We start from the raw sequence: 26211 nt of genomic DNA on the forward strand, positions 1-26211 counted from the left end.
AGTTTTTAACTCCGTCCAATATGGATTAGACCCAAAAACAGAGCTTATAGACTACGATGAAGTTTACAGACTTGCAAAAGAGTATAAACCAAAAATGATAGTAGCCGGTGCATCAGCCTACTCAAGAGTGATAGATTTTGCAAAATTCAGAGAAATAGCCGATGAAGTAGGAGCACTACTTATGGTAGATATGGCTCATTACTCTGGATTGATAGCTGGTGGAGTTTACCCAAATCCAGTTCCATACGCCCAGTTTGTAACATCAACAACCCACAAAACTCTTAGAGGTCCAAGAGGTGGATTTATTCTATGTAAGGAGGAATACGCAAAAGACATTGATAAATGGGTTTTTCCAAGACTTCAAGGTGGACCGTTGATGCACGTTATAGCAGCAAAAGCTGTAGCATTTGGAGAAGCTCTAACGGAAGATTTTAAAAAGTACGCTCAGCAGGTAGTGAAAAACGCTCAGGTTTTAGCTGAAGAGTTAATAGCCCAAGGTTTAAGGATAGTATCCGGCGGAACAGACTCCCACTTGATGCTTGTTGACCTTAGACCTTTAAATGTAAAAGGAAATCAAGCGGAAGAAGCTTTAGGAAAAGCAAATATTACAGTAAACAAAAACGCTATACCGTACGACCCAGAAAAACCAACCATCACCTCTGGAATAAGACTTGGTACCGCAGCTTTAACAACAAGAGGAATGAAAGAAAACGATATGAGAAGGATAGCTAAAAATATAGTAAAAGTCCTTAAAAATTTAGACAACGAAAAAGTTATTCAAGAAGTAAAAGAAGACGTTTTATCCCTTTGCTCATCTTACCCGTTGTATCCAAACTGGTGGAAAGATTACGGATACGGTGAATGATGAAACCAAAAGTAAAATCTCCATTACTTCCTGAAGTTTTACAGATAAAAAAGCTTCTTCGCAGTTTTAACCTACATACGGTCTGCGAAGAAGCCAACTGTCCTAACATAGGAGACTGTTTTTCAAGAAAAACAGCCACATTTATGATAATGGGAGATATCTGTACACGAAACTGTCCTTACTGTAATGTAAGTCACGGGAAACCCCATTCTTTGGACCCCTACGAACCAGAAAATGTAGCTTTAGCCGTTAAAAAACTTGGTTTGAAACATGTGGTTATAACTTCCGTTGACAGAGATGACCTACCTGATGGTGGAGCATCGTTTTTTGCAAAAGTAGTTGAAAGAGTAAGACTTTTAAATCCGGATACAACCATAGAAGTTCTTATTCCGGATTTTAAAGGTGATATAGATTCTTTAAAAGTAGTTGTAAACTCAAAACCAGATGTAATAAACCACAACATAGAAACCGTAAAGGAACTTTACAAAAAGGTAAGACCCCAAGGAAACTACGAAAGAAGTTTAAAAATTTTAAAAACCGTAAAAGAGATTGATGATGGTATAATTACAAAATCAGGATTCATGTTAGGATTGGGAGAAACAAAAGACCAAATCATCAATTTACTCAAAGATTTAAAAGAAAACAACTGTGAAGTGATTACGATAGGTCAGTATTTACAACCATCTAAAAACCATCTTCCCGTAGAAAAATACTATACGGAAGAAGAGTTTAAAGAGTTTGAAAAAATCGGATACGAAATTGGATTTAAAGAAGTTTTTTCAGGTGTACTTGTAAGAAGTTCTTTTCATGCTGGAGAAATTTTTGAAAAAATAAAAACGTAGGGAGACACTTATTGTAGCTTTAAAGTTTATATATCAAAAATTTAGACCATACAGAGTTTTACTGTTGATTTCATTACTTGGAAGTATCATAGAGGCAGCCAGTTTATCTGGACTAACTTTCATTATAAAAGATGTGATAGATAAAGTGTTCATAGAGAAAGATTTAGAAAAACTGAAACTGATAGTTTTTCTTATTTTAGGACTTGCACTTTTAAAACAGTTTGGATTTATTCTAAAAGAGTACCTTTTTCCTTTATCTTTAGCAAAAGTGGTAAAAAATTTACGAGAAGAGATTTTTCACAAAATCATAAATGCAGACTTTTCAGCTTTTTTTGGAAAGAAACACGGAGATATCATAAGCAGAGCAACAAACGACATAGAAGCCTTTAGAAACTCGATGATTTTTCTTGGAATAGACTTTTTCACACAAAGTTTTACAGTAGTAGCGATGATTTTTGTTCTTATATATATGGATTGGAAACTATTTTTAATTTTCTTGTTTGCAACTCCTTTGTTTGTAGTATCTTTCAACTACTTTGGAGAAAAAAGAAAAAAATACTCAAAGAAAGTTCAAGAGTCAGCTGCTGAGTACACCCAGTTTTTAAATCAGGTTATATCCGGATTAGAAACGGTAAAACTGTTTAGAAAAGATTTTATCTTATCTGTATTCAGGAAGATAAATGAAACATTTTTTAAAAATCAAAGAAAAAACGCTCTTTACGATGTGTTCTTTTTATCGTCCATTGAAATTGCTTCCTACTTTGCTGCAACCGGAATAATACTTTACGGTGGAATAAGAATTATTGAAGGAGAGATAACAACAGGTTCTTTATTCTCCTTTCTATCTGCCCTTTTGATTCTTGTAAACTCTATCCAAATACTTCAAAGAGGACTATTACAAGTCAAAGTAGTAACCCCTATAATAGAAAGAATACAGTACATTCTAAACCTTCCTCAGGAAAAAGAAGAAGGTTTAGAATTTCAAACCTTAAAAAACAGTATAAAATACCAAAACGTAAGTTTAAAAATAGAAAACCATTATCTTTTAAAAGATGTAAACGTTGAGATAAAAAGAGGTTTAAAAGTAGGTATAGTAGGACACACAGGTTCAGGGAAAAGTAGTTTTGTAAAACTTTTATACGGAATATACAGAGATTACAAAGGTGAAATATACTTAGATGAAATAGAACTACGGCAGTACAACTTAGCCAGTATAAGGAATAAAGTAGCGGTAATATCCCAAGATGTTTTTATATTCAACGACACAGTAGAAAACAACTTGAAAATAGTAAAACCAGATGCAACTGAAGAAGAGATAGTACAAGCGTTAAAAAAAGCGAAAGCGGACTTTGTATTTAAACATAAGGATGGAATAAAGATGATGGTTGGAGAGAGAGGAAGTAGCCTATCAGGAGGAGAAAGACAGAGAATAGCAATAGCAAGGATATTTTTAAAGAATCCAGAAATTGTTATTATAGATGAGGGAACATCAGCTTTAGATGTAGAAACGGAAAAGTATGTGATGGAAGAGATTTATTCACATTTTTCAGACAAAACCCTTTTAATAGTAGCCCATAGATTAAAAACTTTGGAAAGATGTGATAAAATTCTATTTTTTGAAAATGGTAAACTTATAAAAGAAGGAACAGTCAAAGATTTAAATCTTTGATAAGGTTTTTTGTGTAATTATAACCTATCTCTATCGTCTCTTTTACTTTCCATGTTGCAAACAGTGGGATTTTAACCAAATCCGGAGGTTGAATAAAAACATTACAGTACTTTTTTCTTGCTTCTATGTTTGACCTAATTGCTAAATAAAAACTTCTAATACCAATTGAAACCACATTGTTAAAATCTCTCTCCTCTTCTAAAAACGGGTTCACTTCACTACCTATTACAAAATCTACTTTGTCTAAAAGAGGGTCAACTGGAAGGTTGTTCATAACTCCCCCATCTACATGATAATGTTCATCAATCTTAACAGGGTTAAACATTATTGGAAGAGAGCAGGAAGCTTTTACTATCTTTATCAAATCTCCTTTGTTAAAGTATTCTGTTTGAGCTCTGTTTAAGTTTGTTGTGGTTATGTAAAGAGGTATTTTTAAATCTTCTAATTTTCTTTGATGAATGTGTTTTTTTAAAAAATCTTCAAGACTGTCAAGACTGAAAAATGCTTTTTTTGATAAAGATGGTTTTATCATAGAAGTAAAGTTTGTTTTTAATGCTATATTTTCCATCTCTTTTGGAGAGTAACCACTACAGTAAAAAACTCCTACAATCGACCCTGCACTGACTCCGGATACTATATCTGGTTTTATACCTTTTTCTTCAAGAGCTTTGAGGACTCCTACGTGAGCCAGCCCTCTTGCAGCTCCACCAGATAAAACAACTCCTATCTTCAACTTATTCCCACTCTATCGTGGCAGGAGGTTTTGATGAGATATCGTAAACAACTCTGTTTACACCTTTGACTTCGTTTATAATTCTTCTCATCATTGTATCCAGTAAGTCATAAGGAAGTCTTGCCCAGTCTGCCGTCATTCCATCACTACTTTCAACAGCTCTTATAGCAACAACTTTTTCGTAAGTTCTATAATCGCCCATCACTCCAACTGTTTGTATTGGAAGTAAAACAGCGAAAGACTGCCATAAATCTCTGTACAATCCGGCTTTTTTTATCTCCTCTAAAACTATAGCATCTGCTTCTCTCAAAATATCCAAACTTTCTTGGTTAACTTCTCCAATAACCCTGATAGCAAGTCCTGGACCGGGGAATGGTTGTCTGTATATGATTTCATCCGGAAGACCAAGCTCTTTTCCAAGTTCTCTAACTTCATCTTTAAAAAGTTCTCTTAGTGGTTCTATAAGTTTTAGATTCATTCTTTCTGGAAGACCACCAACGTTATGATGAGTTTTTATCACAGCGGAAGGTCCTTTTACAGACACGCTCTCTATAACATCCGGATACAAAGTCCCCTGAACCAAAAACTCCACATCTTTTAACTTTTTAGCTTCTTCTTCAAAAACTTCTATAAAGAGATTTCCTATTATTTTCCTTTTTTGCTCTGGGTCTGTTATACCCTTTAAAGCGTTTAAAAATCTTTCTCTTGCATCAACCACTATTAACGGAATATGAAAGTTATCTCTAAATGTTTTCTCTACTTGCTCTCTTTCACCTTTTCTAAGTAGTCCATTATCAACAAATATACATGTAAGGTTATCTCCTATTGCGTTGTGAACCAACACAGCAGCAACGGAAGAGTCAACACCTCCAGATAAGGCACATATTGCTTTTTTATTTCCAACAATATTTCTAATTTTAACAATTTCTTCCATAAGGAAGCTACCCATAGTCCAGTCTTGCTTACAACCACATATTCGGACCGCAAAGTTTTTAAGAATTTCTTTACCAAGTAAAGTATGACTTACTTCCGGATGAAACTGAACACCCCATATTTTTTTCTCCTTGTTTCTTACAGCTGCGTAAGGAGCGTTAAATGTCCTTGCTAAAACCTCAAAACCTTCCGGAAGTTTCACAACCTTATCAGCATGGCTCATCCATACATGAGTATACTCTGGAATATCATAAAAAAGGTCTTCATGGTTTAAAATCTGTATTTCAGCTTTACCGTATTCGTGTTTATCTGCCTTAACAACTTCACCACCAAAATGATGAGTTATAAGTTGAAGTCCATAACAAATTCCTAAAATAGGTAATCCTAAATCATAAATTCTTTCATCAGGTTTAGGTGCATCCGGCTCGTAAACTGATGCAGGACCTCCGGAAAATATTATTCCCTTTGGATTATGTTTTAAAATCTCCTCAACCGAAGTATTATAAGGTAGTATCTCACTGTAAATATGTAGTTCTCTTATTCTTCTGGCTATAAGTTGTGTATACTGAGAACCAAAATCCAAAATAACTATTCCTTGATGCATAACGACTCCTGAAAAAATTTAATTTAAATATTATACCTTAACCACCACTTTGTCAGAAAAATTTTCAAATCCGGTTTATTATATTATATAGATATTCAAAAAAGAAGGGGGCAAAGATGGGTTTTGAATTTTTACTTTACGTTATTATATTTTTTGTAGTAATTATAATACTAATTTTCTTAAACCTAAAATATAACGGAGATTTTACATCACAAAACAACGAAAGCTTCTTACACCATAACGAATTCCAATCCAACAACTTTATTTTATCAAGGAATGATGATTTTCAATATAACGACTTTCAATCCCATTGGACAACAAGTGAACACTTTTACATAGATGATAATCACAAGAGCTACGAATGTGATATATCAAGGTCTCTTTACGACCCATCTTGTCCTCTTTATCACATTTTCCACCACGATGATTATTTATCTTCAGATTTTACTTCAAGTAATGGCTTGTTGGATAGTTCTTATTCTTCATCAGATTGGGACAGCTGGAGCTCTTCAAGCTGGGATAGTTGGAGTTCTTCTAGTTGGGACAGCTGGAGTTCTTCAAGTTCAGATAGCTGGAGCTCTTCAAGTAGCAGCTGGGATTGAAATAAAAAGGTTGCATTTTTAATATGAAATTATAAATGATTAGTTGCAAGACCAACAGATTTTTTCTAAAAATTTTACATTCTTTTTATAAACTATTTTTTTACCTATCCCTCCCCACTAAAGCTTACCCAAATCTTATACCTTTTCTTCAACTTTTTCTTTTTTTACTACTTCAGCCTCTATCTCTTTTGGTTTAACTATTTTTTCTTCTTCTTTCTTATCTTCTCCGGAAAAAGCAGTTTTAAAACTTCTTATGCCTTCTCCTAATCCTCTTCCAATTTCCGGAAGTTTTTTAGCTCCAAATAAAAGTACTAATATTCCAAATATAATAAGTAATTCTGGTAATCCTATTGAACCCATAATATCAGCCTCCTGTTTAAACTTTTTTAAATTTTTTAATCTCTTCTATAACTTCATCCACGGATTCTTCTATTCTTTCCGGTTTCCATACCTTAATAATGTAACCTTTGTCATCTGTTAATATTCCTGTTCTGATAATTTTTTCCTTCTCAATTCCATTTACATTTACTTTCTCATATGCACCTAACCCTTTTATAACTTTTAAAGTTGGGTCAGATAAAAGTTCAAATGTAATATTATGGTCAGTTTTAAACTTTCTATGAATTTCAACAGGGTCTTCGCTTATTCCGATTACTATAACATCCATAGAAGCGATTTTTTCTAAATTCTCTTTAAAAGGGCATTCAGACCTATTACATCTGAATTTTTCATCCGTTGGATAAATGTATATAAATATTGGTTTTCCTTGACCTAAAAGTTGATTTAAAGAAACTTTTTTATCTTCTGCATTCAACAATTCAAAGTTTTGTATAACTTCTGCCATTTTTATCTCCTTATTTTTTAATTAATAAATTTTAGCATAAAGATAAAAAAATGCAAACAATCATTGATACAAGGTTTTATGATATTATATTTTCTCTTAATGATAACTGTTTTTAAAAGTTAGGAGGATACTATGGAAAAAGTGATTATATTTGATACAACTTTAAGAGATGGTGAGCAAGCTCCCGGATTTTCTATGACAGTTGAGGAAAAAGTAAAGATGGCTTTACAGCTTGAAAAACTTGGTGTTGATGTTATAGAAGCCGGATTTGCTGCTGCTTCAGAAGGAGATTTTGAAGCTGTAAGAAGAGTTGCCCAAGAGGTTAAAAACGCTAAAGTATGCTCTTTAGCCAGAGCTTTACAATCTGATATAGACAAGGCCGGAGAGGCTCTCTTGGCTACGGAAAACAGAAGAATACATACATTTATCGCAACATCACCTATCCATATGCAGTACAAATTAAAAATGACGCCAGACCAAGTTGTTGAAAGAGCAGTTGAAGCTGTAAAATACGCTCTTAAATACACAGATGATGTAGAATTTTCAGCTGAAGATGCGTTTAGGTCAGAAAGAGAGTTTTTATACAGAGTTTTTGAAGCTGTTATCAAAGCCGGAGCTAAAACTATAAACGTTCCGGATACTGTAGGCTACGCTATTCCGGAAGAGTTCGGTCAACTTATAGCGGACATAAAAAATAACGTTCCAAACATAGATAAAGCTGTTATAAGTGTTCACTGTCATAACGACCTTGGTCTTGCTGTTGCTAACTCTTTGGCAGCAATTAAAAATGGAGCAAGACAAGTCCATGCAACTGTCAATGGAATTGGAGAAAGAGCAGGAAACGCAGCAGTAGAAGAAGTGGTGATGGCAATAAAAGTTAGACACGACTACTTTAAAGGATTATACACAACTATAAACACAAAAGAAATATACAAAACAAGTAGATTACTCTGTAGAATCACAGGAAGTTTTGTCCAACCTAACAAAGCTATCGTTGGAGATAACGCCTTTGCCCATGAAGCAGGTATACATCAACATGGAATATTAGCCCATAGAGAAACTTACGAAATAATGAGAGCGGAAGATGTTGGAGTACCAAAATCCAAAATAGTTTTAGGAAAACATTCCGGAAGACATGCGTTTAAGACAAGATTACAAGAGCTTGGATATACAAATCTATCAGATGATGAAATCGATTCATTGTTTACAAAATTCAAAAAACTTGCGGATAAGAAAAAAGAAGTTTTTGATGAAGACATAGAGGCATTAGTATTAGAAGAGTTTTCTTTCTTTGAAAACGAGATAAAAGTAAAGTACTTCCATGTATTGAGTGGAGACAATGTAATACCATCTGCAACGGTAAAGATAGAAAAAGACTCTGAAGAAATAGTATCTACAGCATGTGGAGATGGTCCTATAGATAGTGTGATAAACGCGGTAGAAAAAGCGTTGGGAATAAAAGGAAAACTACTTGACTACACAATAAGGTCTTTATCTTCCGGAAAAGACGCGATGGGAGAAGTAAGAGTGTTAGTCAGATTTGATGATACAGACTACGTAGCATCCGGAAAAGGAACATCAACGGATATAATAGAAGCAAGCCTAAAAGCTTATGTAGATGCTTATAACAAGTACATTGCAAGAAAATCTTTTATAGAAAAAAGAATATCCGAAGGAGTATAGATGAAAAAGTGGATATTTATTCTTATCGGTATCATTTTCATAGTATTTTTAGCATTTTTCAAAGGATTTATAAATTTTTCTAAACCGGTTATAGAGTTTAAAAATCAAGGATACATAGGAACATCGTCAGATATCATCTTAATATTAAAAGATGATAAACCCGGCTTAAAAGAAGTAAAAGTTTATCTAAAACAGGGAAATTCGGAATTTAAAGTTTACCAAGCCAACTTGGAAGGAAAAAATGAAGAAAAAATAATCCTAAAATTACAGCCTAAACAGTATGGAATAGTAGAAGGTAAAGGACAAATAATTATACAAGTCACAGACGACTCTTTACTAAAAAACAAATCCATATTAAACCAAGAAGTCATTTTTGATTACACACCACCTACAATAGCACTTATAAATTACAGCCAAAATATGATAAATGGTGGAACCGGATTTGCTTTTTTTGATACCAATGAAAAACTACAAGACGCAAAAGTTTTTGTAGGAGAAATACCCTTTAAATGTTTAAACATAAACCAAAAGTACATATGTCCTTTTAGCATTCCTTACTACTTTGAGAGTATGAAACCGGTTTTCATAACAGTTACAGATTACGCAGGAAATAAATCTTCTCAATCTCTAAATCTAAATGTAAAATGGGTTCAATACGGAAAATCTATATTAGACATAGATGATAATTTTATAGAAACAAAAATAAGACCTTTATCAGATAAAGATATCAAAGACCCAGTTGAGTTATTCAGATATGTAAATGTAGAAATCCGTAAAAGAAATGAAGATTTTATACACAGAAAAACAGCGGAATGTAAAAATTTAAAACCAATGTTCCAAGGAGAATTTACTTATTTAGAAAACTCAGCAAAACTCGGTGGATTTGCAGATTACAGAAAATACAGGTACAAGGGACAGATAATAGAAGGTGCCGATGCTTACCATAAAGGGTTTGACTTTGCTTCTATAAAAAATGCTGAAGTGAAAGCATCAAACAACGGAGAAGTAGTTTTTGCCGGATTTTTAGGAATATACGGAAATAGTGTAATCATAGACCATGGTTTATGTGTATACACTCTTTACTCACATTTAAGTCAAATAAATATAAAAGAAGGAGAGAAAGTAAATAAAGGACAGATGATAGGAAAAACCGGAACAACCGGATTAGCAGTTGGAGACCATCTACATTACGGCGTGCTGGTGAATGGTATAGAAGTAAACCCAGTAGAATGGTTTGATATAAAATGGCTAAACACAAGATTTTACGATACCTATAAAAATTTAGGAGGTGTTAGATGAAGTTTTTTATCGACACAGCAGACGTTGAAGAGATAAGAAAAGCAAACAACCTTGGATTTTTAGATGGAGTTACAACCAATCCAACTCTAATATCAAAAGTAAAAAAACCTTTTATGGATGTTGTTAAAGAAATTTTAGAGGAGGTTCCGGATAAACCAGTTAGTCTTGAAGTTGCCAGCACTAATTTTGAAGGGATGGTAAAAGAAGGTGAGATGTTGGCAAAACTTGGAAAAAATGTAGTTATAAAAATACCTATGACGGTAGAGGGATTAAAAGCAGTAAAATACTTTGAAGAAAAGGGAATAAAAACAAACGTTACATTAGTTTTCTCTCCTGCTCAAGCACTTTTAGCTATGAAACTTGGAGCTTCTTACATATCTCCATTTGTAGGTCGATTAGACGATATTAGCCACACAGGAATGGATTTAATCCGACAGATAAAAACGATTAAAGATAACTACTGCTTCAAATCAGAAATCATAGTTGCATCAGTTAGAAATCCTGTCCATGTTTTAGAATCCGCATTAATAGGAGCAGATATAGCAACAATACCTTATAGCGTAATAGCTCAGCTTTCAAAACATCCTCTTACAGATATAGGTTTAGAAAGATTTTTAAAAGATTGGGAAAACGTTCCGGAAAAACCTTTTTGAAAGATGAAGTATAGAAAAAAAGGGATAAAGAGAGAACATTCTATAATAGAAGATTTTGAGAAAGATTTACAGACCCTCGTTGAGGAGGGTCTTATAAAATCCGCTATACCCGGAAGAATATATACAAGCCCAAAAGCTCAATCCGGAAAAAAGGTTATCACCTATCAGTATGACACAGAAACCGGCGCAAAACTACTTATGAAAAAAGGTTCCACCGTTCAAGAAGTGTTTGTTATTACAGAGAAGAGAGAAGAGCTAAAAAATTACTTAGATACGAAGTATTAAACTTAAGTTATTTATAAAAACATCTTTTTATAATCACTTTTATATTTTACCACAAAAATTTTTTAAGTCAAAAATTTTTTGTTACAATTTCTTAACATTTTTCATTATAATGATAACCCCAAAATAAAATTAGAAGGCTGAGTATGGAAAGTAGGGAATTTTTCCAAAGTAAAGTATGGAGTAACGTACTTGCAGATTTGAAAGGAAAGATAGATGAAAACACCTACTCTCTACTCTCAAAATTAGATTATATAGAATATAAAAACGATAGTTTGTACATTTACACTCCGGATAATGTTTATAAAACTTGGATTTTAGCAGAGCTTTTAGATGATATTGCCATATCAACAAAGAATGTATTAGGAAAAGAAGTCCATATAGAAGTTATATCTCTAAAAGAACTAAAAGAACAAAAAAAGCAAGAATCTATCAAACAAGAAGAAGACAAAACCTTTTATGGATATCTAACACTAAACCCTAAATTTACCTTTGAGAATTTAGTTATAGGAAATCATAACAAAGTTGCATACCAATCATGTATAGCTGTAGCCGAAAATCCGGGAAAAATCTTTAATCCTCTTTTCATCTATGGAGACGTTGGTCTTGGTAAGACACATATGCTTCATGCTACTGCTTATCAACTTTTAAAGAAAAATCAGAACGCAAACATAATATACACAACAGCAGATACTTTTGCATCAGAAATGTTTTCCTATATCCAAAAAGGAATGATTTTAGAGTTTAGAAAAAGGTATAAAAATGTGGATTTACTCTTGGTTGATGATATTCAATTTCTAATCGGTAAAGAAAGAACCCAGATAGAGTTTTACCATATCTTTAACATACTTTATACTACTGGAAAACAGATTATTCTATCATCAGATAAACCACCAAGTAGTTTAAAAGGCTTAGAAAGAAGATTGATAAGCAGGTTTAACAGCGGTTTGATAGTAGAAATATCTAAACCTGATACTGAAACAAAATTCAATATTGTCATGAAAAAAGCCAAAGAATACAACATAGAAATTCCAAGAGAAGTAGCACTCTTTTTATCCAAGATAGTAAATTCAAGTGTAAGAGAGTTAGAAGGTGCAATAAAAAGATTAAAAGCATACAGTGAAATAATTGGAAAAGATATAAACATAGATATGGCAAAAAAAGTACTAAAAGATGTAGTAGAAAATCAAGAGATAAAAACTTTATCTGTAGAAACCATAATCGATGAAGTTTGTAACTACTTTAAAATTGATAAAAAAGATTTAATTGGTGAGAAAAAAAGTAAAAATATTATACTTGCAAGACAAATTGCAATGTATTTATCCAAGCTTCTCACAGAAGAATCTTTATCTTCTATAACAATTAAATTTAAGAAAAAAAATCATTCAACAGTTATCAGTGCCTGTAATAAAATTCAAGAACTTATGGAAAAAGATAGAAAAGTCAAACTTATAGTAGAATTTTTAAAAGATAAACTTATTGCTTTATAAGATTTACAATGTCTTCTTCATCAAGGATATAATTTTTATACAATAAAACTAAATGATTATTGTTAATCTTTTTACTTATTATGTACCTATATCCAAGTTCTATATTCGGATGCTCATTTACATACAACTTTTCTTCCTTAATTAAACTGAAGAATTTATCACAATCTAAATCACACCCAAACTTATAGCACTCACTTTCATCATTATTGTAAACGACAATAGCATCTGCGTTTAGGTTTTCATAGAGTAATTTACCAAAAGTTTCTGCAGATATTTTGTTTCTTTTAAACAAATTTAAAATGATACTAACTTCGTAAAATTTCCTATAAAGCTGGGATTTTGATTTACATTTTAAATAATTTGTTAGACACTCTTGGGTAATTGAAACATTTTTTAATATTTCATCTTCTATTTTTTTGCTAAAATAAATATTCTTTATTAGGAATAAGTTTATTCCTACAATGAGAGAGATGTAAACAAAATCGTAAAAGTTTGTTTGATAAAAGTTATATATTACCATCGGTAACGAAAGTAAGATAAGTATGGTGGTTTGTTTTAAATTTCTTTCTGGAATTAAAAGTAAGTAATAAAAAATAGAAAAATATATATTTCCAGTTGTATAAGAAAAATATGTCAACATAATAATGTCTAAAATATAAACTAAAAACTTCCAAAGATTATTTTGTAAAAGTGGATTTAGGATAATAGAACCAATTAAATAAGCGACAATCAAAGACATTAACGGAACTTTATAATCATAATCAAACAGATAAATATAAACAAAGAGAGTAATTGAAATAAGTATTTTGATTAAAATGTTTATTTTGTTTAACATTACAACACTCTACTTATAAAATTTACAATCAAATTCAGTGTTTTGTTGATAAAATTTGGAGAAAAATAAGATTTATCAAGTTTTTCAATGAATAAATCATCTTCATCTATTAAAAATATCAATGTTTTTATATCTGGATTGTAAGTTTTCTTTATATTTTTAACAGTTATATCCAAACCGGTAGTATCAACGACTTTTAAAAATTTTTTTATATCTTCTTCAAGAAATTTATAAAAAGAGATAAAATTATAACCACATCCGGCGTATTTTAAATCTATATTGTACAAAATGTTATCTTTATTTAAGTTGTTGTAAACTTCCAAAAATTCTTTTTCATTTTCTAAATGATAAACAAAAAATCTTGTTCTAAATCCTTTTGGAGAATTAATGTCGATAAACCTTCTTATTAGTTCTTTCATAATTTGTAAAGACGAGTAGTTGACTAAGCTGTTAAGATTGTAAATAGGAAGGGAGAGAGTTAAAAACTTCTCTCCATAACCAATGTCCGTGTAATACACATTTTCTTTTAATCGGTTTAATTTTATCTGATTACCAAGTAACTCTAAAACATCTTTCACTTTATTTCTACTACCCAGTTTCTGTACTTTTCTAATTTGCCTCTTACAGCATCAAAATAAATATCTTTTATCTTTTTAGTTATTTCTCCGACGGTTCCATTTCCTATCTTCCTACTGTCAATCTCTATAACTGGAGATATCTGAGCTCCTGTTCCACAGAAAAATACCTCATCTGCTACATAAAGTTCCGTTCTTGCTATGGTTCTTTCTATTACTGGTATTCCAAGGTCAATAGCAATATCCATAACAGCTTTTCTTGTAATACCCTCTAAAATATCATCACTAACAGGTGGAGTTATAAGCTTTCCATCTCTTACGATAAATATGTTTTCTGCACTACCTTCAGATACAAAACCATCTTTGTTTAGGACGATAGCCTCTTCCGCTCCGGATAGTAAAGCTTCCGTCTTTGCTAAAGCACTGTTTACATAAGCACCTGTTACTTTTAACCTTGGTGGTATCATGTTATCATTTAATCTGACCCACGAAGAAACCTTAGCTTTTATTCCTTTGTCCGTATCTATATAGTCTCCAAGGGGGAGTGTATATATGGCTATCTTTGCTGTATAACCAATCAACTTAGGACCTATCGCAAGGTCTGAGTAATAAACAATAGGTCTTATATAAACATCCTCTTTATGATTGTTTCTTTTTACAAGTTCTTTTGTTATTTCTACCAAATCATCGACACTTTCTTCTATTTCCATATTCAAAATTCTCATATTTTTAAAAAGTCTTTGATAATGTTCTTTAAAAAATAAACCGTACATTGTATCGTTATCTTTATTATAGTAAGCTCTTATTCCTTCAAATACCGCAGTCCCATAGTGAAAAGAGTTTGTTTTGATACTTATTTTTGCATCTTCCTCATTTACAAATCTGTTTTCAAAATAAACTACTGCCATTTAATGCCTCCTCAGGTTTTGATTTAAAAATTTTAACATTTAAATTAGGTAGTTGCAATTTCTTTTTAAAAAGGTTAAAATAATTAAGATTAATTAAATTTTAGGAGGTACGACAGATAAATGGCGACGGTTTTAGTAGAAGGTGATTTTGAGAAAGCATTAAAGAAGTTCAAAAAAATCATTGAAAAAGAGGGAATTTTAACAGAATATAAAAGAAGAGAATTTTATGAAAAACCATCTGTTAAAAGAAAAAGAAAAGAAAGGGCTGCAAGAAAAAGATTGATTAAGGCATTAAAGAAAAAAGGGTTGTTATAATGGCTGAGTTTTTCCAAAAGCTTCAAGAAGAGATGAAAGCCGCTATGAAAAGCGGCGATAAAGATAGATTGTCAACAATCCGGATGTTAATATCCGAGATTAAAAAAGTACAGATAGATTCTAAGAAAGAACTTACGGATGATGAGATTGTATCTATTCTTCAAAAGTATGTAAAACAAAGAAAAGAAGCTTACGAACAGTACACCAAAGCCGGAAGAGAAGATTTAGCCGGTAAAGAGTTAAAAGAGATAGAGATAGTCCAAGAATTTTTACCACAACCTTTGTCAGAAAAAGAGTTGGTAGAAATAATAGACCAGACAATAGCAGAGGTTGGAGCAACTTCTATAAAGGATATGGGTAAAGTTGTCAAATCCGTGATAGAAAAAGTTAAAGGAAGAGCGGAAGGTGCAGTTGTAAGTAAAATCGTTAAAGAAAAGTTAAGTTAATACCGAAAAACTGTTATGCTTGATTTGATTTTGATGTTAGTTTTTTTATACTTCTTTATTTTAGGAGTTTACAGAGGGTTTATAAACCTTGTTTTTAAGTTTGTTGGTTTTGTTTCAGGTTTATTTGTAGGGTCATTGCTTTATAAACCTTTCAGTTTTTTCCTTTCAAAAATTTTTTCTGCAAACACCTCAGTAGTAAACTTTCTTTCTTTCTTTCTTATAATTTTAATAGTGATTGGTTTTTTCCTTATATTTGAAAAGTTTACAAAAAGATACATTTACAAAAAACGATATGTAAAAATTGGAGATAGGGTTTTAGGAGGTGTATTAGGAGTATTGATATTTGTTTTCACACTTTTTCTTCTTCAAGAGGTAAAAGATAAAAATCCTATTGCAAACTCTCTTATCTCAAAATCTCAAATCGTTTCTTTTATATCAAAAAGCAAAAATCAAAACTGATTAAAAACGACTTGACCTAAAGCTATTCCACCATCGTTTGGAGGTACGCTTCTATGATAAAGGAAACTTTTGTTTTTATCGTTATTCATTAAAAGGGTTAATAGAACCTTATTTTGGAAAACACCACCGGAAAAACCTACTTTTAATTCAAAATTTTTTGAAACATCCAAAATTATTTTTACCAATGTATTTATAAATCTTGAAACTTTTATCCGTGTATCACTTTTATCCTGAATTAAATCTATGAATAAAGAATCATAAACTATTTTTCCATTTTTTAAATCAAAACTGTAAAAGTCTTTAACTGTATAATCGTATAAACCCTCCATTATCATTCCGGATTGCCCTTCGTAGGATAATACTTGTTTTATACCAAGTAAAGATGAGACAGCATCAAAAAGTCTACCTACCGATGAAGATAAAGGAGTGTTAATGTTTTTTTCCCATATGGTGTATAAAGATGAAATCTCATTTTCAGAAAATTCATTTAAGGTAGGTAAATTCAAATTTAAACTGTCTTTTCCAAGTATTTTAAACAGAATTGATAAAGCAACTCTTCTTGGTTCTTTTACAGCTTTTTCTCCACCAATAAGTTTAAAATAATCAAAATGAAAAACTCTTTCAAAATTTTCATAATCCACTATTAAGAATTCTCCTCCCCATAGATTTCCATCTAACCCATAACCTGTTCCATCCCAACAAACGGTCAAAATTTTTTCTTCTTTTATATGGTTATCCGCCATTAGAGATAGCCCATGGGCGTAATGATGTTGAACTTGAATATGCTTTACTCCATTTTTCATAGAAAAATTTTTAGCCCACTTAGTTGAGTAATAATTAGGGTGTAAATCTGATACAATAATATCCGGATAAAAGTTGTATATATTAAAAAATGTGTAAATCGTTTCTTCAAAGGTCTCTTGTGAAGCTAATGTTTCTAAATCACCTATATGTTGAGAGATGTAAGCCTTATCATCAATTCCCAAGGCTATTGTAACTTTTTGATGACCACCAACTGCTAAAACTTTACTTTTTAACTTAAAAGGTAGTTTTACCGGAAGAGGTGCGTATCCCCTTGACCTTCTTATAAAGAAGGTTTTATCTTTTACACAAAAAACTACCGAGTCGTCAACTCTATTTTTAATGTCTCTGTTGTGAGTTAAGATGTAATCTGTAAAGTATGATAATTTTTCAAATGCTTCATCGTTATCTTTTACTATCGGTTCTTCTGATACGTTAGCAGAGGTCATTACAAGAGGTTTGTTAACAAATTTAAACAAAATGTGATGTAGGGGAGAGTAAGGTAAAAAAACACCTATCTTATCTAAATCCGGAGCTATTAATTCTGATAAATCTGTATTTTCCTTTTTTTTAACTATAACTATCGGTTTTTCACTTGATAAGATGGTAATTTCTTCAACGTAGGATACGAGAGTATAATTTTTTATTTGGTCTATATCTTTAAACATAACTGCAAAAGGTTTCTCAAACCTTTTTTTTCTTTCCCTGAGTAGATTAACAGCTTTATCGTTTGTAGCATCACAAACAAGATGAAATCCACCTATACCTTTAACTGCCACAATATCTCCGTTTAGAATAAAATCCTTTAAAAATTCGATAGCTTTTATTGATTTTGCGATGAGTTTTCTATCTTTTGTATGTAAAAAAATATTCGGACCACAGACAGGGCATGCATTTGGTTGTGCATGAAATCTTCTGTTTGAAGGGTCGTTGTACTCCTCTAAACAATCTTTGCACATATGAAAACTCTTCATTGTTGTATTTTTTCTATCGTAAGGAAGTTTTTCTGTTATAGAGAATCTTGGTCCACAGTTTGTACAATTCGTGAATGGGTATAGATACCTTCTATCTTTAGGATTAAAAAGTTCTTTTAAACAATCATCACAGGTTGATATGTCCGGAAGTATAAAAACTTCTTTCTCCATAGTATTTACACTTTCTAATATCTTAAACTCTTTATAATTCTTTAAGTTTTCAAATATTTCTACCGATTGAGAAAATATGTTGGCAAGTGTTGGTTTTTCCTTATGGATTGATAAAATGAAATCTTTAATTACTTCTTCTTCACCTTCAACTTCTATCACTACTCCTTTTCCATCATTTAAAACAAAACCTTTTAAACCATATCTGTTAGCAAGCTTATAAACAAAAGGTCTAAATCCTACTCCTTGAACTGCACCAGTAAACCTTACAATAGCTCTTTTAATCAATAAACATTCCGCCTAAAACAAAATTTTCTTCGCTAAATGGTAAAATTATATTTGTAAATACATTATAATTTTTAAAATGTTTCAAAACCCTTCCAGCTACTACCGTATTTGTAAAAAAGTCTCCAGATATAATGACATTTTTTATATTAAATTTTTTAGAAATAATATTTATTTGATTTTCTAAGAACTCAGAGAAACTTTCCAATAATGAGAAAGATAGTATCTCCTTACTATCTCCTGCCAATTTATAAGCCATTAAACTTGCTAGTGCTTTTTGCCAATCTATATAAAATTGACCATTTTCTTCTTTAAGTGAAAAATCAACTATAAGCCCTCTTGATATATGGAAATCCAATGCATAACTTTCAATTAAATCAAGTGTTTTAAATTTTTCATCACTTATTCCTAATATTTTTCCTATTGTATTAAAAATGGGTTCTAATCCATAAACTAACTTGTTTTTTTCTTCAGATTCTGATTTCTTGATATTAAACTTTTCTACGAATTTATTAACTAATTTGTTATATTCAGGAGATATTGAAGAAATTTCCGATAATACGTTTGATATAGTTTGAGTTTCTTCTTTTCCTGCTTTTAATGGTAAAACCCTTATTAAAGGTTTAATATCGTGCTTTTTTAAAGCAATGATACTTTCAAAACTTTTAGAAAGATAAAGACAAACCGCCGATTCCTGGAAAAGGTTGTTTTCAGCTATAACTGACATTAAAGAAAGTTTATAAGGCTCTATATGTTCTAAATCTATGAGTGGTAGGTTTTCTTTCTTGAAATTTAAAATTTTATCTATTTTGTCTATTAGATATTCTCCTTTACCTATTTGAATACATCCAAGATTTTTATATTTGGTAATTTTTTGTGTTGATTTATATACCTTTAAAAGAGTAGGAAATATACCTTTTTCTCCTTCTAAAATTAGAGTTTTCCCTTGTACGATAGTTACTTTCAGTTCTTTTTGAGGATTTTCTATTTTTATATCAAAATCTAAATCTATATTTCCTATAGGATAAGGGATGTTTTTTACAAATACAAAATCTGTTCCCAAGTTTTTTAAAATCTCGCATAGAGATATCAATATTCCATCATCTGGATATTTTATATATCCAAAGCTTAATTTTATATTCTCGTCTTCTTTAAACTTTTCTTTTAAAACTACTTTAACAGTCGGTTTTTCTATAGAAGCTAATAGTCTTAATTCTTTTTCTGATAAATAAGCTATATCTTCCAACTTATCCGGATTAGTTACTAAAATGTAAGACTCGTTTTGATAAGTTTTGCTTATAACTTTATAACCGTTAAGTGTTTTAATTATAATTTCTTCATTATTTTTTATTTTTTCAGCCAAAAAAATATATATACTTAAGTTGGTTTTTGATCCTAAAGATAGTATTTCTTCTTTATCCTTGTATAAAAAAATTGGAATAAAACATTCATAACATGATGTTAAAGGATACTTATATCGAAAACTATATTCATTTTCATACTCTTTTTGGCAATTTTTACACATATGAAAGTATCTGTATATTGTATTATCTCTTTCAAATGGATAATAAAATAAATAGCTATACTGTGGCCCACAATAATTACAGGAAATAAATGGATAAAGATATCTACGATCTTTTGAACTTACAACCTCTTGATTACATGATGGACAAAGTCCATAGTTTACTGGAAGTATATTAATTGCTTTGTTTTTGATATAAAATTCATTAATGTCTAAATTTTCATTGCATGGGTTTATTTGAGCAATATCCATAAATATGGAAAGTGGAAGATTCCTTCCTAAATCATCCATAAAATTTTTTAACTTTTCTTCATCCGATTTAACTATTATTCTTATTTCTTTCTCTTTTTTTTCTACAAAACCTTTTACTTGATTTCTTTTCCCTATCTTTTTTATTAAAGGTAAAAAAATATCATTTTGCAACCTATAAGGTATAATAATTTCCAGAGTTATTTCTTCCATCATTAATAACTCCTTATATTGTTGTAAGAACCTATAAATTCTATAACTACATCTTTTAAATCTCTATTATCTATTTTTTCGTATTTTATTCCTATATTTTCCAGTTCTTTTAATAAAAGACTAACCACCATAGGAAAAGAATCCTCTAATGTTTTGGTTAAACCTATTTGAGTTGTTGTTATATCCTCTGGTATAATGCCTATAACTTCTACTTTTGCAGATTTTTCTCCTAATGCAGCCAAATCTATCATCTGTAATACTTCTACTTCATGAGCGGTTTGATGGTAAGATGAAATGCCTGCAAGTTTGTCACCAGGTATTTTATAAATTGAACCAGGTTTATCATTAAGAGAAATAACATCAATCAAAAAGATATAATCATAATCTTGGAAATATTCAATTAATTTAAAACCTCCTGTACCACCATCAATTAAAGAAATTTCCGGATAGAATTTATAATTCTTCTCTAAGAATTTTACAATAAAAACACCAAAACCTTCGTCTTTAAAAAGTATATTACCTACTCCTAAAACTGCTATTTTCATAAGTCACCTCATAGAAAAAGTACAGAGAAAAACCTGTAACGATTTATTCTCTGTACCTTAAATATTTCTTTATTCTTTTATTCTCTTAAACTTATATCCACCGAAAACAATGGCAATATCACCTTCCTTCCAGAATATTGTTCTCCATACCTGATAATAGATATGGAACATAACCCAACCAAGTATTAGATACATCGTGAAATGATGAACCCATCTAACCCCTGCAAGTCCACCAAACATCCATAAGGTCCAGTCTGTTGAAATATGAAGAAGCCATGGCCACCAACTACCTATAGACGAATGGCCACTTTCTAATCCTGCAACGTACATTTGAAATCCTGTAAATAGCATTAAAAGTAACATTAAGTGTAAAATTGTAAACCAAACGATATTAAAACTATCGGAATGAGAAGAGTCAAAATTCTTTCTTCTATTTAATGTTATGAGATTTAAAAAAACTTCTTTAAATTCGGTAATATTTTGCTTGTTTGGAATCAATTTATACGCGTATCTCTCAAAATTGCTTCTAAAGTAGAGATAAAATATAACAATAGAAACAATATCTAAAAGTAAAGCTGCTATAAAATGAAAAAATCTATTGTACGCCATCACGTACTTATATGCAGCAGGTTCTGCTATCAATGCTTGATAGTACGGATTTGCTATGTATAATCCGGTAAGTACAGCAGTAAATATGGAAAAAACGTTAATCCAGTGAATTATTCTCATTGTTACCGTCATTCTTTTTACCGGAACCATTTTAGCCGACATAGCACATACCTCCTACAGGTTCAACTCTGTATTCTCCTAACTCTCTTCCTTTTGTATCTATCACATGAACAGCACATGCAATACAAGGATCAAAAGAGTGAACAGTTCTCAATATTTCTAACGGTTGTTCAGGATTTGATAGAACTGTATTTGATACTAAAGCAGATTCATAAGCTCCCATTCTCCCTTTATAATCTCTTGGTCCAGCATTCCATGTTGATGGAACTACTGCTTGGTAATTTGCAACTTTACCATCAACTATTCTTACCCAGTGTCCTAAAGCACCTCTAGGAGCTTCTTCCAATCCGTAACCTTTTAACTCTTTACCTTTCGTAAGTTTATCGTAGTCAAATTTTGTCCATGTATCAAGATTTCCCTTTGCAGCATTTGAGGCAAGTTGGTCTGTCCATTCTATCATTATATCCGACATCATCCATGTTTCTATAGCTCTTGCCGCAGTTCTACCTACTGTTGAAAATAGAGCAGTTATAGGTAAACCAGCTAACTTTAAAGCTTTATCTATATAACTTTTGATTCTTTCGTCTCCTGATGCATAACCTACAATCATTCTTGCGAGAGGTCCAACTTCGACTCTGTTATCATCATATATTGGAGCTTTTATCCATGAATATTTTTCTTGAACTTTTAATAGTCCATCTTTATCAAATCCTGTATATTCAGGGTTTGTTTGTCCATCAAATGGATGTAAAGGTTTATCAGTTCCTTCATACCTGTACCAACTATGAGTAACATCTTCAACTATTTTTTCTTGATTTAACGGAATAACTTTTGATAAATCTTTATTTAAAACTACACCAGAAGGAAAAAGAGTTTTTCCTTTGTACATAGGATTATCATCGAGTCTAAAGCCTCCATAGGCAAGATAATTTCCAAGTCCTGCTCCAACTCCATTTAAAGCTTCATCCTTGTAAACTTGACCAGCCATTATAATATCGGGAATGTAAGCTCTTAAAATAAAATCTCTTGACTTTAACAATAACTCTTTAAATAAAGCAGCTCTTGCAGGATTTTTAATATCTTGAACACAAGTAACACCACCAACCACTATTGATTGAGGATGTGGATTCTTACCACCGTATATTGCCATCATTTGGGCCATCCATCTTTGAGCTTCTAACGCTTCAAGATAATGGGCTGTTGCTATAAGGTTTTGTTCTGGTGTAAATTTGTAAGATTTGTTACCCCAGTATGCATTTGCAAAAGGACCAAGTCTTCCTGCTTCTACAAATTTTTTTAATCTCTGTTGAACAGCTTTATAATGGTTTGGAGAGTTTAACCATGGATTTTCTGAGTAATTTTCCGCTTCTTTTGCAGCCTTATAAGGATCGGCTTTTAATGCAGATACTATATCAACCCAATCAAGTGCATGAAGGTGATAAAAATGAACTACATGGTCATGTAAATACAATGAACCTTGAATTAAATTTCTTACAAGCCGTGCGTTAGTTGGAATAGTTATTCCTAGTGCATGTTCAACTGCTTCTATGCTTCTTTGATAATGGGTCCCTGTACAAACTCCACATATTCTCATAGCTAATAATCCACAATCTCTAGCATCTCTTCCTTTTAAAATTAATTCTATTCCTCTCCACATAGTTGAAGAACTATAAGCATCTATTATTCTGTTGTTTTCATCTACTACAACCTCTATTCTTAAATGACCTTCTATTCTTGTAATCGGATCAACAACTATTCTTTTTGACATCTTACTCCTCCTTATCATCTTTTATATTTTCTTTTTTTCCTGCTAATACACTCATTACTGCATGAGCACCAATCCCAATTGCAGTAGCTGTAAGTATTGTTAAGCCAATCCTATCTACTGAAGATTCAACACCAGCAAAAGGAGGTTTGATATTACTTGCAGCTAATGGTCTTTCTGTTGCATATTTATCCCAAAAATCTGGTTCGGAACATCCTATGCAACCTCTTCCTACTCCAATAGGCCAGTTAGTTCCGTCGTTATATCTTACTATTGAACAGTTGTTGAAAGTGAAAGGACCTTTACATCCCATTTTATAAAGGCAGAAGTTATTTTTTGCTCCTTGATCTCCCCATTCCTCAACAAACTCTCCTGCATCAAAGTGAGCTCTTCTTTCACAGTTGTCATGAATTCGGTATCCAAAGGCAAACTTTGGTCTTTTAAGAGAATCAAGCTCAGGAAGTGAACCCGTAAGAATATAATGCATTATTACTCCAACAATATTAACCGGATTTGCAGGGCATGCTGGAATATTAACCACCGGTACCCCGCTAACTACATCCATTACTCCTACTGCACCTGTTGGGTTTGGATAAGCAGCTGGAACTCCTCCAAAAGAAGCACATGCTCCTACTGCAATCACTGCTTTTGCGTCTTTAGCAAGTCTTTTTACTCTTTTTCTGCCAGATGATAATACTTTACCTATTATCTGTGCTTCCTTTCCTAAGGGATTTTTTTTCATAACATTCAACCCTTTTTCTGCGTCTTCTTTTGCAACTGCAACTACAATTCTTCCTTCGTTTGCAAGAGTATATGGTTCTAAACCGAGTAATTCACATATTCCTTGGACTTGGGATTTAACTGGGATTTTGTCTTCTAATATTTCTATTTCCACATTTGAGTTTTCTGCGCATTCGTTTAAAACGGCAGATAAACCGCCCCTGGTAGGGTCTCTCATTGCTTTTATCTTTATGTTAGCTCTTATTAAATCTTCAACTAAACTCCATACTGAGGCACAATCTGAATGTATATCAGTTTGGATTTCTATACCTTCTCTTTGAGCCATTATACATGCACCGTGGTCACCTACTGTTCCAGATATGATTATAACATCTTCTTCGGAGAGATTATGAGATGATATTCCTTCATAAATAATCTTTCCTATTCCGGATGTATTTATAAAAATTTTATCAACGGAACCTTTTGGAACGACTTTTGTATCCCCAGTTACAATTTTAGCACCAGTTTTTTTTAACTCTTCCGCCATCGATTTAACAATTTTTTCTAAATCACTAAAAGGAAAACCTTCTTCTATAATAAATGAACAACTTAAATACAAAGGTTTTGCTCCCATAACAGAAAGGTCGTTGATGGTTCCAGCAATTGATAGTTTTCCTATATCTCCACCATTGAAAAATATAGGAGATATAGTAAAGGAGTCTGTAGTGAAAGCGATTTTGGAATTTACATCTAATACCGCTGAATCTTCCATCTTATCCAAGATATCATTAGAAAAATATTTAAAAAACAATTCTTTTATCAACTTTTGAGTTTCTTCTCCACCACCTCCATGAGATAACAAAATACTTTTCATATTTCAACACCTTCTTTAACATTTCCATACTTATAGTATGCAGCACAGGCTCCTTCAGAAGAGACCATACATGCTCCTAACGGGTTTTGAGGTGTACAAGCTTTTCCAAAAACTTTACATTCATAAGGCTTTGCTATTCCTTTAAGGATATCTCCACAAATACATAGTTTATGATCATCTATGGGTTTATCCGGAAGAACATCCTTAAAAATATATTCTGCATCCAAAAATGAAAATTCATCTTTTATTTTTAAGGCTGAATAAGGGATATCTCCTATACCTCTCCATCTAAATGAATTTCTTTTTTCCATATATTTATTTATTAAATCTTGTGCTTTTTTGTTCCCTTCCCAATTTACAGCTCTTGTATACTGTATCTCAACTTCTCTTCTATCCTTCTTAAATTGCTTGATTATCCTTAAGATACCTTCCATTATGTCAAGTGGCTCAAATCCGGCTACAACAACTGGTGTGTCATATAAATCAACTATTTCTTGGTAAATTTTTGCTCCTGTTATTACAGAAACATGAGATGGACCTATAAATGCATCTATCTTTGCTTCTTTACTTTTCATTATAGCTTTTATTGGCGGTGGAACTAAAACATGGTTTATGTGAAAAAATACATTTTTTAATCCGTACTCTAAAACCTTCTCTATCAAAGACGCAGTCATGGGAGTTGTCGTTTCAAATCCAATAGCAAAATAGATAATATTCTTAGCCGGATTTTCTTTAGCAATTTTTAAAATATCATAAGGAGAATAGACTACTTTAACATTTTTACCTTTAGCTCTCTCTTTTGCAAGAGAGCTTTCCGAACCAGGAACCCTTATCATATCACCTAAGGTAACTAAAATATTTTTGTCATCTTGACATAATGCTATTGCTTGGTCTATTCTTTCCTTTGGCATCACACAAACAGGACATCCGGGACCGTGGATAAATTCTATTTCCTTTGGAAGAAGCTGTTTTAATCCGTACTTCATTATGGTATGGGTATGACCTCCGCAAACTTCCATAATTTTTAAAGGTCTGTTAACTTCTTTATCTATGAGTTTTGCAATTGCAAGAATTTTTTTACTATCTCTGAAATCTTTAATGAAATCAATTTTTTCCATTATTCACCGAACATTTCTTCCTTTTCTTCTTCCAAATGTTTTATAATTTCTTCATAAATTTTTAAACTTTCTAATGCATCTTCCTCATTCATTTTGGTTATTGCATACCCAACATGAATAAGAACATAATCCCCAACATTAACAGATTCTGGAAGAAGATGTAATGATACTTTTCTTTTTACACCCATTGTATCTACGATTGCCGTATCAT

Annotated in this window: 27 protein-coding genes; 12 read left to right on the forward strand and 15 right to left on the reverse strand. The window is 31.7% G+C overall.

All coding sequences use genetic code 11. The features are described 5' to 3' along the window. The 3 genes from glyA to NE054_RS01790 all read left to right on the forward strand — a co-directional run. Positions 1 to 865 (forward strand): serine hydroxymethyltransferase (gene glyA / locus NE054_RS01780; protein ID WP_297887670.1); only part of this gene is annotated, 865 nt, incomplete at its 5' end. Further along, a complete protein-coding gene (gene lipA, locus NE054_RS01785) occupies positions 865 to 1707 on the forward strand; it encodes a lipoyl synthase (RefSeq protein WP_297887746.1) in 843 nt (280 codons plus the stop codon). The genes glyA and lipA, both read left to right, overlap by 1 nt. Before the next feature lie 64 nt (positions 1708 to 1771). Beyond that, positions 1772 to 3376, forward strand: a complete 1605-nt coding sequence (locus tag NE054_RS01790) for an ABC transporter ATP-binding protein (RefSeq protein ID WP_297887672.1) — start codon at positions 1772 to 1774, stop codon at positions 3374 to 3376. Here NE054_RS01790 and NE054_RS01795 read toward each other — a convergent pair. Both NE054_RS01795 and guaA read right to left on the reverse strand, forming a co-directional pair. Next, positions 3357 to 4109, reverse strand: a complete 753-nt coding sequence (locus NE054_RS01795; RefSeq protein ID WP_297887675.1) for a patatin-like phospholipase family protein — start codon at positions 4107 to 4109, stop codon at positions 3357 to 3359. The two genes, NE054_RS01790 and NE054_RS01795, sit on opposite strands and share 20 nt — an antisense overlap. A 1-nt stretch (position 4110) precedes the next feature. Further along, on the reverse strand, positions 4111 to 5646 hold the full coding sequence (guaA, locus tag NE054_RS01800; protein ID WP_297887677.1) for a glutamine-hydrolyzing GMP synthase: 1536 nt from the start codon (positions 5644 to 5646) through the stop codon (positions 4111 to 4113). A gap of 116 nt (positions 5647 to 5762) precedes the next feature. Here guaA and NE054_RS01805 point away from each other — a divergent pair, with 116 nt between their 5' ends. Beyond that, a complete protein-coding gene (locus NE054_RS01805) occupies positions 5763 to 6248 on the forward strand; it encodes a hypothetical protein (RefSeq protein ID WP_297887681.1) in 486 nt (161 codons plus the stop codon). Between the two features lie 135 nt (positions 6249 to 6383). On the opposite strand, the gene NE054_RS01810 is transcribed toward NE054_RS01805, so the two are convergent. Together NE054_RS01810 and NE054_RS01815 are read right to left on the reverse strand one after the other, a co-directional pair. Beyond that, on the reverse strand, positions 6384 to 6608 hold the full coding sequence (locus tag NE054_RS01810) for a twin-arginine translocase TatA/TatE family subunit (protein ID WP_297887684.1): 225 nt from the start codon (positions 6606 to 6608) through the stop codon (positions 6384 to 6386). Between the two features lie 16 nt (positions 6609 to 6624). Continuing rightward, positions 6625 to 7092, reverse strand: coding sequence for a redoxin domain-containing protein (locus NE054_RS01815; RefSeq protein ID WP_297887687.1), 468 nt, complete (start codon positions 7090 to 7092; stop codon positions 6625 to 6627). Between the two features lie 132 nt (positions 7093 to 7224). Here NE054_RS01815 and NE054_RS01820 point away from each other — a divergent pair, with 132 nt between their 5' ends. From NE054_RS01820 to dnaA, 5 genes are all read left to right on the forward strand, one after another. After that, positions 7225 to 8775: a 2-isopropylmalate synthase gene (locus NE054_RS01820; protein ID WP_297887691.1), complete on the forward strand. Its 1551-nt coding sequence runs from the start codon at positions 7225 to 7227 to the stop codon at positions 8773 to 8775. Beyond that, positions 8776 to 10074 (forward strand): M23 family metallopeptidase, encoded by a 1299-nt coding sequence (locus NE054_RS01825; RefSeq protein ID WP_297887694.1) that lies wholly within the window; start codon positions 8776 to 8778, stop codon positions 10072 to 10074. Then, positions 10071 to 10727, forward strand: coding sequence for a fructose-6-phosphate aldolase (fsa, locus tag NE054_RS01830; RefSeq protein WP_297887697.1), 657 nt, complete (start codon positions 10071 to 10073; stop codon positions 10725 to 10727). The genes NE054_RS01825 and fsa overlap by 4 nt, the downstream gene beginning before the upstream one ends. Before the next feature lie 3 nt (positions 10728 to 10730). After that, positions 10731 to 11012 carry a DUF2103 domain-containing protein gene (locus tag NE054_RS01835; protein ID WP_297887700.1) on the forward strand — a complete coding sequence of 94 codons (282 nt, stop codon included), beginning with the start codon at positions 10731 to 10733 and terminating at the stop codon, positions 11010 to 11012. A 143-nt stretch (positions 11013 to 11155) separates the two neighbouring features. Then, entirely contained in the window at positions 11156 to 12499 is a 1344-nt protein-coding gene (gene dnaA / locus NE054_RS01840) for a chromosomal replication initiator protein DnaA (RefSeq protein WP_297887703.1), read from the forward strand. On the opposite strand, the gene NE054_RS01845 is transcribed toward dnaA, so the two are convergent. Genes NE054_RS01845 through NE054_RS01855 form a run of 3 tightly spaced genes read right to left on the reverse strand, consistent with a single transcriptional unit; the run spans position 12486 to position 14817 of the window. Then, positions 12486 to 13334 (reverse strand): hypothetical protein, encoded by an 849-nt coding sequence (locus NE054_RS01845; RefSeq protein ID WP_297887706.1) that lies wholly within the window; start codon positions 13332 to 13334, stop codon positions 12486 to 12488. The genes dnaA and NE054_RS01845 overlap by 14 nt on opposite strands. Beyond that, positions 13334 to 13912, reverse strand: coding sequence for a hypothetical protein (locus tag NE054_RS01850; RefSeq protein ID WP_297887709.1), 579 nt, complete (start codon positions 13910 to 13912; stop codon positions 13334 to 13336). The genes NE054_RS01845 and NE054_RS01850 overlap by 1 nt, the downstream gene beginning before the upstream one ends. Beyond that, on the reverse strand, positions 13909 to 14817 hold the full coding sequence (locus NE054_RS01855) for a branched-chain amino acid transaminase (RefSeq protein ID WP_297887712.1): 909 nt from the start codon (positions 14815 to 14817) through the stop codon (positions 13909 to 13911). Before NE054_RS01855 ends, NE054_RS01850 begins: the two co-directional genes overlap by 4 nt. A gap of 120 nt (positions 14818 to 14937) precedes the next feature. Here NE054_RS01855 and rpsU point away from each other — a divergent pair, with 120 nt between their 5' ends. From rpsU to NE054_RS01870, 3 genes are read left to right on the forward strand one after another with little or no spacing between them, the layout of a single operon-like run. Further along, positions 14938 to 15132 carry a 30S ribosomal protein S21 gene (rpsU, locus tag NE054_RS01860; RefSeq protein ID WP_297887714.1) on the forward strand — a complete coding sequence of 65 codons (195 nt, stop codon included), beginning with the start codon at positions 14938 to 14940 and terminating at the stop codon, positions 15130 to 15132. Next, positions 15132 to 15578: a GatB/YqeY domain-containing protein gene (locus NE054_RS01865; protein ID WP_297887717.1), complete on the forward strand. Its 447-nt coding sequence runs from the start codon at positions 15132 to 15134 to the stop codon at positions 15576 to 15578. Before rpsU ends, NE054_RS01865 begins: the two co-directional genes overlap by 1 nt. 15 nt (positions 15579 to 15593) lie before the next feature. Further along, on the forward strand, positions 15594 to 16037 hold the full coding sequence (locus tag NE054_RS01870; RefSeq protein WP_297887720.1) for a CvpA family protein: 444 nt from the start codon (positions 15594 to 15596) through the stop codon (positions 16035 to 16037). Here the strand turns inward: NE054_RS01870 and hypF are convergent. From hypF to hypC, 8 genes are all read right to left on the reverse strand, one after another. Continuing rightward, positions 16028 to 18268, reverse strand: coding sequence for a carbamoyltransferase HypF (hypF, locus tag NE054_RS01875; RefSeq protein ID WP_297887722.1), 2241 nt, complete (start codon positions 18266 to 18268; stop codon positions 16028 to 16030). The genes NE054_RS01870 and hypF overlap by 10 nt on opposite strands. Then, positions 18261 to 20249 (reverse strand): acylphosphatase, encoded by a 1989-nt coding sequence (locus tag NE054_RS01880; RefSeq protein ID WP_297887725.1) that lies wholly within the window; start codon positions 20247 to 20249, stop codon positions 18261 to 18263. The genes hypF and NE054_RS01880 overlap by 8 nt, the downstream gene beginning before the upstream one ends. 2 nt (positions 20250 to 20251) lie before the next feature. After that, on the reverse strand, positions 20252 to 20794 hold the full coding sequence (locus NE054_RS01885) for a HyaD/HybD family hydrogenase maturation endopeptidase (RefSeq protein ID WP_297887729.1): 543 nt from the start codon (positions 20792 to 20794) through the stop codon (positions 20252 to 20254). Positions 20795 to 20863: 69 nt separating this feature from the next. Next, positions 20864 to 21565 carry a cytochrome b/b6 domain-containing protein gene (locus tag NE054_RS01890; protein ID WP_297887733.1) on the reverse strand — a complete coding sequence of 234 codons (702 nt, stop codon included), beginning with the start codon at positions 21563 to 21565 and terminating at the stop codon, positions 20864 to 20866. After that, the gene (locus NE054_RS01895; RefSeq protein ID WP_297887735.1) at positions 21555 to 23291 is read right to left on the reverse strand and encodes a nickel-dependent hydrogenase large subunit; all 1737 of its coding nucleotides are present in this window, start codon (positions 23289 to 23291) and stop codon (positions 21555 to 21557) included. The genes NE054_RS01890 and NE054_RS01895 overlap by 11 nt, the downstream gene beginning before the upstream one ends. A 1-nt stretch (position 23292) precedes the next feature. Continuing rightward, the gene (gene hypE / locus NE054_RS01900) at positions 23293 to 24882 is read right to left on the reverse strand and encodes a hydrogenase expression/formation protein HypE (protein ID WP_297887738.1); all 1590 of its coding nucleotides are present in this window, start codon (positions 24880 to 24882) and stop codon (positions 23293 to 23295) included. Beyond that, positions 24879 to 26000 (reverse strand): hydrogenase formation protein HypD, encoded by a 1122-nt coding sequence (gene hypD / locus NE054_RS01905; protein ID WP_297887741.1) that lies wholly within the window; start codon positions 25998 to 26000, stop codon positions 24879 to 24881. Before hypD ends, hypE begins: the two co-directional genes overlap by 4 nt. Next, positions 26000 to 26211: HypC/HybG/HupF family hydrogenase formation chaperone (hypC, locus tag NE054_RS01910; protein WP_297887744.1), on the reverse strand; the 212-nt coding region annotated here is incomplete at its 5' end. The genes hypC and hypD, both read right to left, overlap by 1 nt.

It is taken from the genome of Sulfurihydrogenibium sp. (genome assembly GCF_027448985.1).
Lineage (GTDB): Bacteria > Aquificota > Aquificia > Aquificales > Hydrogenothermaceae > Sulfurihydrogenibium.